Source organism: Pseudonocardia spirodelae (assembly GCF_037727765.1).
Classification (GTDB): Bacteria; Actinomycetota; Actinomycetes; order Mycobacteriales; family Pseudonocardiaceae; genus Pseudonocardia; species Pseudonocardia spirodelae.
The window spans coordinates 1-15,207 of the sequence record NZ_JBBJUP010000025.1 but is presented as its reverse complement, the minus strand read 5'-3'; the positions used below and the strand labels follow the sequence as shown (position 1 = coordinate 15,207).

The following is a 15,207-nucleotide window of genomic DNA, read 5'->3' as shown; positions in this document are numbered from 1 at the left end:
CCGACGCGGCCGGACGGGGGGCACGGCGAACCCGTCGGCCGGTCGCGGTCAGTCGGTGACGGGGCGGGCGTAGACGTCCCCGGAGCGGCCGAGCGGCCGCCGTCGCTCCAGGATCGCGCGCAGCCCGTCGGCGTCGACCCAGCGGTCGCCTGCGGAGTCGTCCCAGGTCATGGTCTCGACGGGGGAGTAGCGGTAGGCGTGGCGGCCGAGCGCCTCGACGCGGGCGAGCGCGGCGGCCGCGGCGTCGTGCGCCGCGGGCAGGTACTCGAACGACAGCGCGGGCAGCGGGCGGGACAGCCCGGCGAGGACCTCGGCCTCGAACCCCTCGACGTCGATCTTGCAGAACGCGGGGACGCCGTGCGCGGCGATCAGCTCGTCCAGGGTGGTGACGGCGACCTCCACGGAGCGGTCCCAGCGCACGGCGGCGAACCCGGCGTCGCCGGCGACGGTCTCGCGCCACCGCGCCGACAGCGTGGACACCGTCGGGGTCGCGGTCGACACGCCCAGCGTCGCGGTGCCGGGCCCGGCGCCGAGCGCCACCGGGAGGACGGTCACGTCGTCGTCGCGGCCGAAGAACAGCCGCAGCAGCCGGGTGAAGTCCGGCTGCGGTTCGACCGCGACCACCCGCGCGCCCAGCGCGCGCCAGGCCCGGACCCGGTTGCCCGCGTGCGCGCCGACGTCGAACGCCAGGTCGCCCGGCCCCAGGAACTGCCCGTAGAAGCGGCGCATCCGGCGCTGACGTCCGGGGATCGCGTGGTAGGTCGCGAGCGAGCGGGCGATGCCTGCGGCGCGGGTCAGCACCGGGCCGAGCCTATCCGGAACCGGATGATCAGGACGATTCGTCGCCGGTGTCCGGTGGGAGCAGCGTGTCCGCGACGGCACGCGCGTGCCGGATCGGGCCGGGCCCCCGGTCGAGCACCGCGGTCGTGGCGGCGCCGTCGAGCAGGATCAGCAGCGTCGCGCCGAGCGTCGGGTCCCCGGGCCCGGCGAGCCGGTCGACCTGGGCCTGCAGGTAGCCGCGCAGCGCGGTCTTGTGGTGCCGGACGACCTCGCGGGCCGGGTGGTCGGGCCGGGCCAGCTCGGAGGCGGCGTTGACGAAGGCGCAGCCGCGGAAGCCGTCGCGGGCCTGCCAGGTCTCGTAGGCGTCGAAGACGGCGAGGATCCGCTCCCGCGGCGAGGCGTGCGCCGCGGTGATCCGGTCGATCTCCTCCTGCCAGCGCCGGTCCCGCTCGCGCAGGTAGGCGACGACGAGCCGGTCCTTGGACCCGAAGTGGGTGTACAGCGCGGCCTTGGCGACCCCGGCCTCGGCGGCCACGGCGTCGACGCCGACGGTCCCGATGCCGTCGCGGTAGAAGAGCCGCGAGGCCGCCTCGAGCACCCTCGGCCCGGCGTCGCCCCGTCGTGTGCGCGGCACGGTGACCTCCTCTCGTGGACCGGTCGGTCGGTCCGGGAACAGTGACGCTAGCAGGCGAGAACGTGGATCGGCGGCGAACCGGGGTTGCGAGATAGTAGACCGATCGGTTCACTACGGGCATGACCGAGACCCGCGCCCGGCCCGTCCCCGCCGCGACCGGCCGCCCGTGGTGGGCGACCGCGCTGCTCGGCGCGGGGGTGATCGCGCTCTGCTACGGCTTCGCCCGCTACGCCTACGGCCTGTTCGTCCCGCGGTTCACCGAGGCCTTCGCCCTCGGGCCGGTCGCGGTCGGGGTGCTGGGCGGGCTGTCCACGACCGGTTACGTGCTCGGGCTGCTCGCCGCGCCGCTGCTGTCGGCGCGGTCGGCGCGCGGCAGCACCGTCGCGGCCGGGCTCGCGGCGACGGCCGGACTGCTCGCGATGGCGCTCGCACCGGGCGTCGCGGTGTTCGCGGCGGGGATCGTCGTCGCCGGGTCCGGGGCCGGGCTCGCGTCGCCGGGGGTGGCGCAGCTCGTCGTCGAGACGGTGGGCCGGGCCGACCGCGGGCGGGCCCAGACGTGGGCGAACACCGGGACCGGGGCCGGTCTCGCGCTGACCGCGTCCGCCCCGCTGCTGCCCGGGGACTGGCGCCCGGTGTGGCTCGGCTTCGCCCTGCTCGCCGCCGCGACGACCGCGGTGACGGCGTGGCTGCTCCGCCGCGCCGGCACCGGACCGGACCCCGGCGTCGCCGGGCCCGCGGGTCCGCCGGCCGCGGGGCGGGCGGGCGGGACCGGGGCACTGCTGCTCGGCGCGGCCCTGCTGGGCGCGGTCAGCGCACCGTACTGGACGTTCTCGACGACCCGGCTCGCCGAGGCCGGGGTCGGTCCGCTGGTCGCGACCGCGGCGTGGGGCGCGATCGGGCTGGTCGGCCTGCTCGGCGGGGCCGCGGGCCGGGCGGTGGAGCGCCACGGCCTGCGGGCGGTCGGGCTCGTCGTCTGGACGGCCTGGTCAGCGGGCATCGCGCTGCTCGCGCTGCCCGCGCCCGGGGTCGCCGGTGCGCTGGTCTCGGCCGGGCTGTTCGGGACCGGCTACATGGCGCTGACCGGGCTCTGCATCCTGTGGGCGGCGCGGCTGTTCCCGGCGTCCCCGGCGCGCGGGGTCACCCGGGCGTTCCTGGCCCTCGGGGTCGGCCAGACGGCCGCGGCACCGCTGGCCGGCGCGCTGGCCGGGCAGATCGGTCTCGGCGCCACCTTCGCCGTCACCGGGGCGGCCGGCCTGCTCGCCTGGACCCAGCTGCACCCGCGGCTCGCGCCGCCGGCGGACTGAGCGCCCGGACACCGGTGGCCGGGTCCGGGCGGTCCGGGTGCGGCCTCAGCCGCGGGCGGTGCGGTCCCGGTCCGGGGTCCGGACGGGCGCCGGGGCGCGCCCGTGGGTCACCGCGCTCCAGGTGTCGATGCCGACCCAGATCTCGCGGAGCACACCCCCGGTGCGCTGCGCGGCCGTCCGCAGGGTCTCGGGCCAGGACGGCAGGGGCATCTCGGTCGTGGTCATCGACTACCTCCTCGTGACGAGCGGCGACTCCGGTGTCCGGCTCGCGTCACCACGGTAGCCAGTGAGACAGAGCTGTCTCAATAGTGATGTGCGTGTGCCACGCCTCACCCGGCTGCGCGTCAGGTGGCCGACGGTGCCCGCGCGGCCGTCTCCACGACCCCGGCCAGCAGGGTCCGCTCGGTCACCGCCGCGATGTCCTGGCGGGCCAGCCGCCCGTCGTGCGCGGCGAGCACGGCCCGGATCAGCAGCGCGTACAGCGCCTCGGTCATCCAGGTGGCGGACTGGGTGACGCAGAAGGCCCCGGCCCGCTGTCCGCGCCGGAACAGCTCGACGAGCAGGGTGTCCATCTCGGCGTAGCGGGCGAGGACCTCGTCGCTGGACTGGATGCGTTCGGCCAGCACCCACAGGTCCACCGACGGCATCAGCTCGACGATCACCCGCCGGACGGCCTCGACCGGGTCGCCCTCCCCGGTGCGGGCGGCCCGGATCGCGGCGATGCCGCGCTCGACGCCCATCTCGCTGAGCTCCTCGATCAGCGCGTCCCGGCCGTCGACGAGCCGGTGCAGGGTCGCCCGGCTGATGCCGGCACCGCTCGCGATCTCCGTCATCGACGCGGCCGGGTTCTGCACGAGCACGGTCGCGGCCGCGAGGAGCACGTCGTTCCGCTCGATGGCCACCACCCGACGGTAGCCCTCCAGGGCTCAGACCATCGCGGCCGTGCCGACCTGCGGGTTCGCCAGGAAGAAGCGCACCATCGCGTCGACGTGGTCGTCGAAGGACGGGCAGTGCACGCCGAGCCCGCCGAGCATCGCGGTCGTCGCGGCGGTGTCGTAGCGGGTCGGGTGGGTGAGGTACTCCAGCGTGCTGGACGGGACCTTGAACAGCCGTCCGACGCCGGGGACGTGGTCGATCGAGAACGCGGCGAGCCCCACCGGCATCGGCACCGCCCGCAGCCGCTTGCCGAGCCGGTCGGCGAAGACCTCGCACATCCGGGTCACCGTCGGGGGCTCGGGCTGGGCGAGGGCGAACGTCCGGTTCACGGCGGGGGCGTGCCCGGCCAGCGCGGCGATCGCGTCGACGACGTAGTCCGAGGGCACCAGGTTGAACTGCGTGCGCGCCGCCGCGCCGGGCAGCGGCATGAACGCCGTCCGGCCCTGGCGGGCGAGCAGCTGCAGCACGTAGTACGGCCCGTCGAACTTGCTCGTCGTCCCGGTGACGGAGTCCCCGACGACGATCGACGGCCGGTAGACCGACACCGGCAGGCCGGCGTCGCGGGCCGCGGCGACCACCCGCTCGGCCTCGTGCTTGGTGTGGTCGTAGTGGTTGGCGAAGGGCTGGCCGAGCTCCAGGTCGGTCTCGGCGAAGACGCCGTCGTGGCGGCCGGAGACGTAGCAGGTCGACACGTACTGCAGCCGGACCAGCCCGGGTGCGGACTCCGCGAGGCGCACCACCTGACGGGTGCCCTCGACGTTGACCGCCCACGCGACGTCCGCGGGCACCGACAGGTCGTAGACGGCGGCCAGGTGGAAGATCTCCAGCGGTCCCGCCAGCAGGCGCTCCCGCTCGGCCGGGTCGAGCCCCAGGCCGTCGGCGGTGATGTCGCCGGTGACGAGGTCGGTGCGACCGGCGATCTCCGGGCTCTCGCGCTCGATCCGGGCCAGCGTGGACCGGGCCTGGTCGAGGAACTTCGCCTGGACCAGGGCGACCGCCCGGGCGTCGGGAGCCCGCCGCAGGGTGCGGGGGAGCAGGGCCGAGCCGAGGAAGCCCGGGAACCCGGTGAACAGCACGACGCCCACGTCGGCACCGCCTCTCCGCGCGGCGTCCGTGCCGCGCCCGTCGTCTCGCGCCACGGTATCCGGTACCGGCGGTACCGTCAGGGCGGGTGTGACCTAGATCAGCGTCGCGGCGTGGTCGGGGACGTCGCGCTGCACCTCGCGCGGCGGCCGCTCGTAGCCGCTCGACGGGGCCCGCTGCGGCAGCGTCAGCACCCGGCGCTCCACCGGCTCCCACGGGACCGACGACAGCAGGTGGTGGATCATGTTGATCCGCGCGTTGCGCTTCTGCTCGGCCTCGACGATCCACCACGGCGCCTGCTCGGTGTCGGTGTGGGTGAGCATGTCGTCGCGGGCCTTGGAGTAGTCGTCCCAGCGGGTCATCGACTCGAGGTCCATCGGCGAGAGCTTCCACTGCTTGAGCGGGTTGTCCAGCCGCTCGGCGAACCGGCGGGCCTGCTCCTCGGCGCTGACGGAGAACCAGTACTTGCGCAGGTGGACGCCGTCCTCGACGAGCAGCTGCTCGAACGCCGGGGCCTGGCGCAGGAAGCGGCGGTACTCGGCCTCGGTGCAGAAGCCCATGACCCGCTCGACGCCGGCGCGGTTGTACCAGGAGCGGTCCATCAGCACGATCTCCCCGGCCGCGGGCAGGTGCTCGACGTAGCGCTGGAAGTACCACTGCCCCTTCTCGCGCTCGGTCGGCGCGGGCAGCGCGACGATCCGCGCGAACCGCGGGTTGAGGTACTGGGTGACCCGCTGGATCGCCCCGCCCTTGCCCGCCGCGTCGCGGCCCTCGAACACGACGACCACGCGTTCGCCGCGGGCGCGGACCCACTCCTGCATCTTCAGCAGCTCGCCCTGCAGGCGCAGCAGCTCGGCGTCGTAGACCTTGCGCGGCAGCTTCGGGGTCGTCACCCGGCACAGCCAACCAGACCGCACGGTGATCCGGCGGGCACGACGCTCCGCCTCAGGAGGCGTCGCGGTACCCGGCCCGGCGCAGGGCCTCGGTGAACACCTCGGCGATCGCGGCGTAGCCGCGGTCGTTGGGGTGGAACCGGTCGGAGGCGAGCTTGCCGCGCCAGTGCCGCGTGCGCGGGTCGCGCAGCTCGGCCAGCACCAGCCCGCGGCGCTGGACGGCGTCGTCGATCAAGCCGTTGACCTGCAGCGCGGCCGCGAAGGTGCCGGGCTGGTTGCCGACCACGGTGCCGGGCGGGAGCCGGTCCAGCAGGGCGGCGTACCGGTTCCCGACGCCGTCCTGGTGCTTGGGCTGCATCAGGTCGTTGGAGCCGATCAGGCACAGCAGCAGGTCCGGCTCCAGCCGCAGCGCCGCCGGGAGCTGGGCGTCGAGGACGTCGTCGACCCGGGCGCCGTACTGGGACAGGTTGACCAGCCGCCACCCCGGCAGCCGGTCGATCAGCTGCCCGGCCCACCCGCACTCGGGCCGCGACGCCCCCACGCCCTGCGCCATCGAGTCGCCGAGCACGACGCACAGCGGCCCGGTCCGCTCCAGCTCGGCGCGGTTGCGCTCCTCCCAGCGCCGGGCGTACGGCTCGATCTGCTGCTGCACGCGGCGGATCGCGGGGACGAACCGGGACACGGCGGTGATCACCCGGCCCGGCGGCCGGCCCGTCCGGTTGGAGAACCCGAGATCACCCGTGTCGGTCACGGCGCCAGTGAAGCAGGATTCCTACCGCACCGTCGTCTCGCGGCGGGCGACGCGGGCGGTCAGCGGGGTGTCGGGGAACGAGCGCAGGCTGCGCTTGAGCTCGGCGAACCCGGGCCAGGTGGCCAGGGTGTACGTCGCGTCCCACAGCCGCAGCGCGTCCTCGCCGGTCGGCACCGAGTCGATCACGGGGCCGAACAGCGCCGGGCCGTCCGGCGGCGAGAACGACAGGATCGGGGTGCCGACGTCGTCGCCGCAGCGGGCGCGGGCCTCGGCGACGGTCGCGCGCAGCGCCTCGTCGAGGGACGTGTCGGTGGCCGCCCCGGCGAGCACGGGGTCGAGGCCGAGGCGTTCCAGCGCCGGACGCAGGTCGCGGGGCCGGGCCATGACCTGCATGACGGCGTCGATCCCGTCGTCGTCGGGCGCCGGGGTGTCCCAGACCAGCTCGCCGAACGCGGTGTAGAGATCGCCGACGACCCCGGCGCCGTGGGCCGCGGCGGCGGCCTCGATCACCCGCAGCATCTCCAGGCCGCGCCGGTGGGAGTCCGGGTAGGACTCCGAGACCGTCCTGCGCTGCTCGTAGGAGATGCCCTCGTTGAGGATCGCGAGCGGGAGCGGCCGCCAGCGCACCGTGACGTCGCGCTGCCGGGCGACCTCGACCACCCAGCGGGAGGTCACCCAGCAGAAGGGGCAGATCGGGTCGAAGAAGAACTCGACGTCGTCGCTCATGCCACCGGGTACCCGGTTCCGGGCGGGGCCTGCGGGGCCGACCTACCGTGGAGGCCATGACGACCGTCGTACTGCTCGGGACCGGGATCATGGGCGCCGGGATGGGACACAACGTCCTGTCCGCGGGCCTCGACCTACGGGTGTGGAACCGCACCGCCGCGAAGGCGCAGCCGCTCGCCGACGCCGGTGCGACCGCGTGCGCCGACCCCGCCGACGCCGTGCGCGGCGCCGACGTGATCGTCACGATGCTGGGCGACGCGCAGGACGTCGTCGCCGTCATGGAGCAGGCCGCCGACGGCCTGTCACAGGGCCAGGTCTGGCTGCAGACCACCACCGTCGGCGTCGAGCCGTTCGAGACGCTGCGCCCGCTCGCGCGGCGGCACGGCCTGGTCCTGCTCGACGCGCCGGTGCTCGGCACCCGCGCCCCCGCCGAGTCCGGGCAGCTGGTGGTGTTCGTGGCCGGGGACCCGTCGGTGCGCCCGACGGTCGACCCGGTGCTCGACGCCGTCGGCCGGCAGACCGTGTGGGTCGCCGGGGACGCCGACCGGGCCCAGGCCGGCCGGCTCAAGCTCGTCGCCAACAGCTGGGTGCTCGCGATCACCGCCGCCGCCGGGGAGACCCTCGCGCTCGCCGACGGGCTGGGCGTCGACCCGCAGGCCTTCCTCGACGCCGTCGCCGGTGGCCCGCTGGACCTGCCCTACCTGCAGGACAAGGCGGCGGCGATCCTCGCGAAGGACTACACGCCGAGCTTCACCGTCGACAACGCCGCGAAGGACGCCGGGCTCATCGTCGCCGCCGCCGAGGGCGCCGGGACGCGGCTCGACGTGGCCCCGGCCGTGCGCGACCGGCTCCGCCGGGCCTCGGAGCGGGGCCACGGCGGCGACGACATGGCCGCCGCCCACGAGGCGTCCTGAGCCGACCCAGCGTGTGACCGGGGTCACGTCCGTGGCGGGACCCGGGAGCGGCCCCCGGACCGACCTGCTGACCGACACCGGCAGGAAGGAGCCCGCGATGGGCGTCGAGATCCGGATCCCGAGCACCCCGGACGCGCGCAGCGACCCCGCAGCTCCCACCGACGGGCCCGGCACGGGGGGTGCCGGGCCCTCCGTACGCGCCTGCGGCGCCGAGCTCGTGGGCACCTTCGTCCTGGTCCTGGCCATCACCACGACCGCGTCGGCGGCCGGCCTGGCCCGGCCGCTCGCCGGGGCGGGCTTCGGCTCCCTGGCGGTCGCGCTCGTCAACGGGCTCGCGCTGGCCGTCGTCGTCGCGTCGTTCGGGCACGTCTCCGGGGCGCACGTGAACCCGGCCGTGACCGTCGCACTCGCGGCGGTCCGGCGCTTCCCCGCCCGCTGGGTCCCGGCCTACGTCGCCGCGCAGCTGCTCGGCGCCTCCGTGGCGGCCTTCGTGACCTGGGGGATCGGCGGTGCGGCCGCCCGCGGCGCACCCCACCTCGGCGCGAACGCCGTCAGCCCCGGGGCCACCGCGGGCCAGGCCTTCCTCGCCGAGGTCGTCGCCACCTTCGTGCTCGTCCTGGTGGTGGTCGCGGTGACCACCGACCGGCGGGCGCCCGAGGGGCTCGCCCCGCTGCTGATCGGTGCGGCGCTGGCCGTCGCGGTGTTCGTCGCCGGACCCGTCGACGGTGCCGCGGTCAACCCGGCCCGGGCGCTCGGTCCGATGTTCGTCTCCGGCACCGGCGCGGACTGGTGGGTGTTCGTCGCGGGTCCCCTCGTCGGGGGCCTGCTCGGCGCCGTCACCTACCGCGCGGTGCTCTCGCGCGGCGCGCCGCCGGAGACGGTCCTCGCCCGCACCGACGCCTGAGCGGCGCCGTGCTGTGGGCGACGGCGCGCTGCCGGTGCTGCGGTCACCGCCGGCGGATCGCACTGGACACGACACCGGCGGAGCTGGCCGCCGCGCACGGCGTCACCGCCGAGGTCACCGACGTGACGGTCGTGCTGCGGGGCCACTGCCGCCGCTGTCACGAGCGGAGTGACCGGGACGGGGAGGGGACACACCGGTGGACGACCTGACCCGGGCCGCCGTCGCGGCGCAGCGGGGCGGTCCCGCCGAGCTGGCCGCGCTGGTGCGCGCCGGCTACCCCCAGGTGTGGACGCTGTGCGCGCACCTCGTCGACCCCGAGTCCGCCGACGACCTCGCCCAGGAGAGCTACCTGCGGATCTGCCGGGCCCTGCCCGGGTTCCGCCGCGACGCCCCCGCCCGCACCTGGATGCTGGCCATCGCGCGGCGGACCTGCATGGACGAGCTGCGCACCCGGGTGCGGCGGCGCGGTCGCGAGCAGCTCGCGGCGGCCCCGCCGGAGCGTCCCGCCCCCGTCGCCGACGACCCGCCGTTCGCCGTACGGTCGCTGCTGGCCCGCCTGGAGCCGGAGCGCCGGGCCGCGTTCGCGCTGACCCAGCTGCTCGGTCTCGGCTACGACGACGCGGCCGCCGTGCTCGGCTGCCCGCCCGGCACCGTGCGGTCCCGCGTCGCGCGGGCGCGGACCGAGCTGATCCGCCACGCGGGTGGCGCACCGGAGGAGGGACACGAGTCCGATGCGCGATGACGACGGCCCGCCCGCGGGTCCGCCGGACGCCGGCGGCCCCGAGGTCCCGCTCGACCCGCCCGACGGCCCGCCGCAGCGCTGCCGCGACGTGCGGCTCTCGCTCTCGGCGGCCGCCGACGGCGAGGACGCCCCGGTCGGCCCGGTCGAGCGCGGCGAGCACCTCGGCACCTGCGCGGCCTGCCGGGACTGGGCGGCCCGCGCCGAGCGGGTCGACCGGCGGGTCCGCGTCGCCCCCGCGCTGCCGGTCCGGGACCGCACCGACGAGGTCGTGGCCGCGGTCCTGGCCGACGGGCGTCGTCGCGACCGGCGGCCCTCGCCGGTGCGGGCCGGGCTGGCCCTGGCCGCCGCGGCGCACCTCGTGGTCGTCGTCCCGGCCCTGGTCGTCGCGGACGCCGGGCCGGACGTGCCGCCGCACGCGGCCCGGGAGCTGGGGGTGTTCAACCTCGCGCTCGGTGTCGCGTTCGCCGTCGCGGCGTACCGGCCGTCGCGGGCACCGGGGCTGCGGCTGCCGACCGGGGTCGCCGCCGTCGCGCTGTGCCTGCTCGCGGTCGTCGACGCCGCGCTCGGGCGTACGACCGTGGCCGTCGAGCTGCCGCACCTCGCGTCACTGGCCGGGTGGGTCCTGCTGTGCGTGCTGGTCCGGCGCGGCGGCGGCGACGGGCCGGGCCCCGGCCGCGTGGACGTGGCCGCCGCCGTGCCCGCCGGGCGTCCACCGCCGGGGCCCACGGCCCGCGACGACCGGGACGCCGCCTGAGTCAGCCCGCTCACGGGCTCCGCTCAGCCCGGTCTCAGGCCGGTGGGCGAGACTGGCGCCATGCGCATTCTGGTCGTGGACGACGACAAGGCGGTCCGGGACTCGCTGCGCCGCTCGCTGGCCTTCAACGGCTACCAGGTCGACCTGGCCGAGGACGGCCAGGCGGCGCTGGACCGGATGCTCACCGACCGGCCGGACGCGCTCGTCCTGGACGTGATGATGCCGCGGGTCGACGGCCTGGAGGTCTGCCGACGGCTGCGCAGCGCCGGAGACGAGCTGCCGATCCTGGTGCTCACCGCCCGCGACGCCGTCTCCGACCGGGTCGCGGGCCTCGACGCGGGCGCCGACGACTACCTGCCCAAGCCGTTCGCGCTGGAGGAGCTGCTGGCCCGGCTGCGGGCGCTGCTGCGGCGCCGCACCGCCGACCCGGACGAGGGCGCCGGCGCCGCCGCGCTCACCTTCGCCGACCTGTCACTGGACCCCGAAACCCGCGAGGTGTCGCGCGGCGGCCGCCCGATCAGCCTGACCCGCACCGAGTTCTCGCTGCTGGAGCTGCTGCTCGCCCACCCGCGCCGGGTGCTGACCCGCGCGCAGATCCTCGAACAGGTGTGGGGCTACGACTTCCCGACCAGCGGCAACGCCCTGGAGGTCTACGTGGGCTACCTGCGCCGCAAGACCGAGGCCGACGGCGAGCCGCGCCTGATCCACACCGTCCGCGGCGTCGGCTACGTCCTGCGGGACACCCCGCCGTGACCCTGCACCCGGACGAGGAGCGCGCCGAGCGCTGGTGGCGGCGCGGCGTCGCGGGGGCGCCGGACCGCGAGCGGTTCACCCTGCGCGCCCGGATCGGGGTGCTGGCGGCGCTGGTCGCGGCGGCGATGGTGCTGCTCGTGTCGGCCGCGGCGTTCCTGGTCGTGCGCCAGAACCTCACCAGCTCGCTCGACGAGGCCCTGCTGCAGCGTGCCTACGCGGCCGCGCAGAGCGACCTGATCGACCCGCAGCTGCTCGCCGCGCTGCCCCCGGACGTCCTCGGTGCGGCCGACCTGCACATCGCGCTGGTCTACGCCTCGGGCGTGGCCACCTCGGCCGACGAGACCTCCCGGCCGCCGGTGGCGGCACCGGAGATCGCCGTCGCGCAGGGCGGCCCGACGCAGTCCGGCCGCACCGCCGACCTCGACGGCGTGCCGTACCGGATCGTCGCCGTGCGGGCCGGGGACGGCCGGGCCCTGGTGCTGGCCCAGCGGCTGGACACGATGACCCGGGTCGTGACCCGGATGGGGACCGCGCTGCCGGTCGTCGGGCTCGGCGGGGTGGTGCTCGCGGCGCTGGCCGGCGTCGCCGTCGCCCGGACCGGTCTGCGCCCGGTGCTGCGGCTGACCGCGGCGACCGAGCGGGTCGCGAAGACCGGCGACCTGCGCCCGATCCCGATCTCCGGCTCCGACGAGCTCGCCCGCCTCACGCAGTCGTTCAACACCATGCTCGGCGCGCTGGCCGCCTCCCGCGAGCAGCAGCGCCGCCTGGTCGCCGACGCCGGGCACGAGCTGCGGACCCCGCTGACGTCGTTGCGCACGAACCTGGAGCTGCTCGCCTCGGCCGACCGGCCGGACACCCCCGAGCTGCCCGCCGACGACCGCGCGGAGCTGCTCGACGACGTCCGCGCCCAGGTCGAGGAGCTGTCGCACCTGGTCGGCGACCTCGTCGAGCTCGCCCGCGACGACGCGCCGACCATGACCACCGAGGCCCTGGAGCTGACCGAGATCGTCGACCGGGCGCTGGACCGGGTCCGGCGCCGGGCTGGGGAGGTCGAGTTCGAGGTGCACCGCCACCCCTGGACCCTCGACGGCGACGCCAGCGCCCTGGAGCGCGCGGTGCTCAACCTGCTCGACAACGCCGTGAAGTGGAGCCCGCCCGGCGGCACCGTGCGGCTGTCGATGGTGCCGATGTCGCCGGAGTGGCTGGTCATCGAGGTCGCCGACGCCGGCGGCGGCATCGCGCCCGAGGACCTGCCGCACGTGTTCGACCGCTTCTACCGCGCCGACACCTCGCGCACGATGCCCGGCTCCGGCCTCGGGCTGTCGATCGTGGCGCAGGCCGCGGCGCGGCACGGGGGAGAGGTCCGGGCCGGGCGCGCGCCGGAGGGCGGCGCGCTGCTCTCGATGGCGCTGCCGGGCCGGTACGTGGCGGAGCCGGACAGCCCATAGCCTGGGGGACAACTCCCCGGAGTGCGGGGTGGAGTACGCAGCGACACGACGGACGGTGGACGCATGACCCAGGACGACCCGCCCGAGGAGACGACCCGCACCGGAGCGGGGACCCCCGGGGGGACCGGTCGTGCGCAGGACGCGCCCGCGGACGCCGCGCGGGAGGACGACGCCGCCGCGGCTCCGGCCGGGCCGGCCGCCTCCGCCACCGGATCCGGCCCCGACGGGGCGGGCTCGGCGGGGTCCGGTCCGGACCCCGCGCCCGGGGCGGACCCCGAGGCCGACGTGTCCGGCCCGGCCACCCCCGGCCCGGACGGTGCCGGCGGGACCCGCCCCGACACCACCGCGCACTCCGCCGACACCGCGGGACCGGCTGCGGAGGGCTCCGCCGCCGCGGACCCCGGCCCGGCCCCCGGCCCCGGCGCCGACGCCCCGGCCGACGCCGGCGCCGAGCAGGGCCAGGACGTCGAGGCCGTCTCCACCCAGGACCCGCCGACGGACCGCTGGCCCGCCGTCGCGAACCCGTGGGCCCGGCCGGGCAGCACCGCCGCCGCCCAGGACGCTCCCGCGGCACCGTCCGGGGCCACCCCGTCCGGGTCCGCGGCGGGAACGACCCCGACGGCCGTGTACGCCGACGGTGCCGCCGGGGACGGTGCGGACGGCGCGACCGCGGTCGTGCCCGCCGACTCCGACGGTGCCGGCCCGCCGCCGTGGGCGGCCGGGGCCACGACGCCCCCGCCGCGAGCCCCCGGCCGGGGGCGACGGGCCGTCGTCCTGGTGGCGGCCGGGCTGCTGGTCGCGCTGGTCGCGGGGGCCCTCGGCGGGGTGATCGGCGCCCGGATCGCGGGCGGCTCCGCTGCCGCGGCCGGGCCGGGCTCGGTCGAGGCGGTCGCGGCGAAGGTGCTGCCCGCCGTCGTCCAGATCCGGGTCGACGGCGGTGCCGGCAACGTGGGCGACCGCGGCGAGGGCTCCGGCATGATCATCGCCGCGGACGGGCTGATCCTCACCAACAACCACGTCGTCGCGCCGGCCGCGCAGGGCGGGACCCTGCGCGTCGTGCTGCAGGACGGCCGGGCCGGGACGGGCACGATCGTCGGCCAGGACCCGCAGTCCGACATCGCGCTCGTGCGGACCGACCTGCCCGGGCTGCAGACCGTCGAGCTCGGGGACTCCGACGCGGTGCGGGTCGGCCAGCAGGTCACCGCGTTCGGGTCGCCGCTCGGGCTCGGCGGGTCGGTCACCACCGGCATCGTGTCCGCGGTCGACCGGGCGGTCGGGATCCCCGCGGAGGCCGCCGTCGCGGGCGGGGAGGACACCGTCCTCAACGCCATCCAGACCGACGCCGCCATCAACCCGGGCAACTCCGGCGGCCCGCTCGTCGACGCCGACGGCCGCGTCGTCGGCATCAACTCCGCGATCGCGACGGCCGGGCCCGGCGGCGGCTCGATCGGCGTCGGGTTCTCCATCCCGGTGAACCAGGCCCGCCGCATCGCCGACCAGCTGCGCGACGGCGGCCGGGCCACCCACGCGGTGCTCGGCGTGACCGTGGGGAACGACCCGGAGCTGCGTGGCGCGGTCATCCAGGAGGTGACCCCGGGCGGCGCCGCCGCGCAGGCCGGGCTGCGTCCGCAGGAGATCGTCGCCCGTCTGGGCGACCAGCGGACGACGACCGGTACCGACCTGCAGGCGGCGGTCCGGTCGCAGCCGCCGGGCAGCGTCGTGCAGCTGGAGATCGTCGACGCGTCGGGCGCCGGCCGGACGGTGCAGGTCACCCTCGGCGAGCAGTGACCGGCCGTGGCCGGGCCCTCCGCACGGACGGGGCCGGGCGGGTGGCGGGGACCGCGTCTCGTTGACCGGTGAAGCATCTACGTGATGGGGTGACACCGTATTCGGTGGTGCCCCACCGGATGCGCCCGGAGCGCCGTGTCGGTGCCGGTCCCCCCTCCCCGCACCGGCATGGCCTCCCCCGGGGGCGGGCCCGCTGCCGGGGCTAGGGTGACGGCATGGAGATGTCGGGTCCCCAGATCGGCCGTGCCCTCGTGGTGATCGTCGACGACCGGGTCAGTGCGGGCGAGCGGTCCGACGGGACCGGCCCGCTGGTGACCGAGCTGCTGGAGGAGGCGCACTTCGTCGTCGACGGCGTCGTGTCCGCGCCGGGCGACGTCGTCGCCATCCGCAGCGCGCTGAACACGGCCGTCATCGGCGGTGTCGACCTCGTGGTGACCGTCGGCGGCACCGGGGTCTCGCCCCGCGACGTCACGCCCGACGCGACCACCGGGGTCCTCGACCGGCCGGTGCCCGGCATCGCCGAGGCCATCCGCGCCTCCGGGCTGGCCGCGGGCGCGGTCGACGCGGGCGTGTCCCGTGGCGTCGTCGGTGTCTCGGGCAGCACGCTCGTGGTGAACCTGGCGGCCTCGCGCGCCGCCGTCCGCGACGGCATGGCGACCCTGACGCCGCTGGTCCCGCACGTCATCTCGGAGCTGTCCGGGCTCGACGACTGACGCCGCGCCGACACGGACGGGCCCCGGCGATCCGCCGGGGCCCGTCCGTCGTCAGGGGGTCAGTTCGCCGGGGGCACCGGCGGG

General features: G+C 76.8%; 17 protein-coding genes. 9 read left to right on the top strand and 8 right to left on the bottom strand.

Translation table 11 applies throughout. The features are described 5' to 3' along the window. Positions 1 to 48: 48 nt before the first annotated feature. Both WJX68_RS23460 and WJX68_RS23455 read right to left on the bottom strand, forming a co-directional pair. The gene (locus WJX68_RS23460) at positions 49 to 801 is read right to left on the bottom strand and encodes an FkbM family methyltransferase (protein WP_340294795.1); all 753 of its coding nucleotides are present in this window, start codon (positions 799 to 801) and stop codon (positions 49 to 51) included. Between the two features lie 28 nt (positions 802 to 829). After that, positions 830 to 1,414 (bottom strand): TetR/AcrR family transcriptional regulator, encoded by a 585-nt coding sequence (locus tag WJX68_RS23455; RefSeq protein WP_340294792.1) that lies wholly within the window; start codon positions 1,412 to 1,414, stop codon positions 830 to 832. Between the two features lie 119 nt (positions 1,415 to 1,533). Here WJX68_RS23455 and WJX68_RS23450 point away from each other — a divergent pair, with 119 nt between their 5' ends. After that, positions 1,534 to 2,718: a YbfB/YjiJ family MFS transporter gene (locus WJX68_RS23450; RefSeq protein WP_340294790.1), complete on the top strand. Its 1,185-nt coding sequence runs from the start codon at positions 1,534 to 1,536 to the stop codon at positions 2,716 to 2,718. 45 nt (positions 2,719 to 2,763) lie between these two features. Here the strand turns inward: WJX68_RS23450 and WJX68_RS23445 are convergent, their stop codons facing one another. From WJX68_RS23445 to WJX68_RS23420, 6 genes are all read right to left on the bottom strand, one after another. Continuing rightward, positions 2,764 to 2,943: a hypothetical protein gene (locus WJX68_RS23445; protein ID WP_340294788.1), complete on the bottom strand. Its 180-nt coding sequence runs from the start codon at positions 2,941 to 2,943 to the stop codon at positions 2,764 to 2,766. A 119-nt stretch (positions 2,944 to 3,062) separates the two neighbouring features. Further along, entirely contained in the window at positions 3,063 to 3,620 is a 558-nt protein-coding gene (locus tag WJX68_RS23440) for a TetR/AcrR family transcriptional regulator (protein ID WP_340294786.1), read from the bottom strand. 24 nt (positions 3,621 to 3,644) lie between these two features. Next, on the bottom strand, positions 3,645 to 4,739 hold the full coding sequence (locus tag WJX68_RS23435; RefSeq protein ID WP_340294784.1) for an SDR family oxidoreductase: 1,095 nt from the start codon (positions 4,737 to 4,739) through the stop codon (positions 3,645 to 3,647). Positions 4,740 to 4,832: 93 nt separating this feature from the next. After that, positions 4,833 to 5,630 (bottom strand): polyphosphate kinase 2, encoded by a 798-nt coding sequence (gene ppk2, locus WJX68_RS23430; RefSeq protein ID WP_340294782.1) that lies wholly within the window; start codon positions 5,628 to 5,630, stop codon positions 4,833 to 4,835. A gap of 52 nt (positions 5,631 to 5,682) precedes the next feature. Then, positions 5,683 to 6,381, bottom strand: a complete 699-nt coding sequence (locus tag WJX68_RS23425) for an SGNH/GDSL hydrolase family protein (RefSeq protein ID WP_340294780.1) — start codon at positions 6,379 to 6,381, stop codon at positions 5,683 to 5,685. 21 nt (positions 6,382 to 6,402) lie between these two features. After that, positions 6,403 to 7,107 (bottom strand): mycothiol-dependent nitroreductase Rv2466c family protein, encoded by a 705-nt coding sequence (locus tag WJX68_RS23420; RefSeq protein ID WP_340294778.1) that lies wholly within the window; start codon positions 7,105 to 7,107, stop codon positions 6,403 to 6,405. A gap of 56 nt (positions 7,108 to 7,163) precedes the next feature. Between WJX68_RS23420 and WJX68_RS23415 the strand changes: the two genes are divergently transcribed. From WJX68_RS23415 to WJX68_RS23380, 8 genes are all read left to right on the top strand, one after another. Next, positions 7,164 to 8,021: an NAD(P)-dependent oxidoreductase gene (locus tag WJX68_RS23415; protein ID WP_340294776.1), complete on the top strand. Its 858-nt coding sequence runs from the start codon at positions 7,164 to 7,166 to the stop codon at positions 8,019 to 8,021. A 31-nt stretch (positions 8,022 to 8,052) separates the two neighbouring features. Continuing rightward, complete coding sequence (locus tag WJX68_RS23410; protein WP_340294773.1) at positions 8,053 to 8,925, top strand: MIP/aquaporin family protein; 873 nt, start codon at positions 8,053 to 8,055, stop codon at positions 8,923 to 8,925. A 196-nt stretch (positions 8,926 to 9,121) separates the two neighbouring features. Next, positions 9,122 to 9,667 carry a sigma-70 family RNA polymerase sigma factor gene (locus WJX68_RS23405; RefSeq protein WP_340294771.1) on the top strand — a complete coding sequence of 182 codons (546 nt, stop codon included), beginning with the start codon at positions 9,122 to 9,124 and terminating at the stop codon, positions 9,665 to 9,667. Continuing rightward, complete coding sequence (locus tag WJX68_RS23400; protein ID WP_340294768.1) at positions 9,657 to 10,421, top strand: hypothetical protein; 765 nt, start codon at positions 9,657 to 9,659, stop codon at positions 10,419 to 10,421. Before WJX68_RS23405 ends, WJX68_RS23400 begins: the two co-directional genes overlap by 11 nt. A gap of 60 nt (positions 10,422 to 10,481) precedes the next feature. After that, entirely contained in the window at positions 10,482 to 11,174 is a 693-nt protein-coding gene (locus tag WJX68_RS23395; RefSeq protein ID WP_340294765.1) for a response regulator transcription factor, read from the top strand. Between the two features lie 2 nt (positions 11,175 to 11,176). Continuing rightward, positions 11,177 to 12,622, top strand: a complete 1,446-nt coding sequence (locus WJX68_RS23390) for a sensor histidine kinase (RefSeq protein ID WP_422785764.1) — start codon at positions 11,177 to 11,179, stop codon at positions 12,620 to 12,622. Positions 12,623 to 12,685: 63 nt separating this feature from the next. Then, complete coding sequence (locus WJX68_RS23385; protein ID WP_340294761.1) at positions 12,686 to 14,410, top strand: trypsin-like peptidase domain-containing protein; 1,725 nt, start codon at positions 12,686 to 12,688, stop codon at positions 14,408 to 14,410. Positions 14,411 to 14,631: 221 nt separating this feature from the next. Continuing rightward, positions 14,632 to 15,123 carry a MogA/MoaB family molybdenum cofactor biosynthesis protein gene (locus WJX68_RS23380; RefSeq protein WP_422785763.1) on the top strand — a complete coding sequence of 164 codons (492 nt, stop codon included), beginning with the start codon at positions 14,632 to 14,634 and terminating at the stop codon, positions 15,121 to 15,123. Positions 15,124 to 15,207 lie beyond the last annotated feature (84 nt).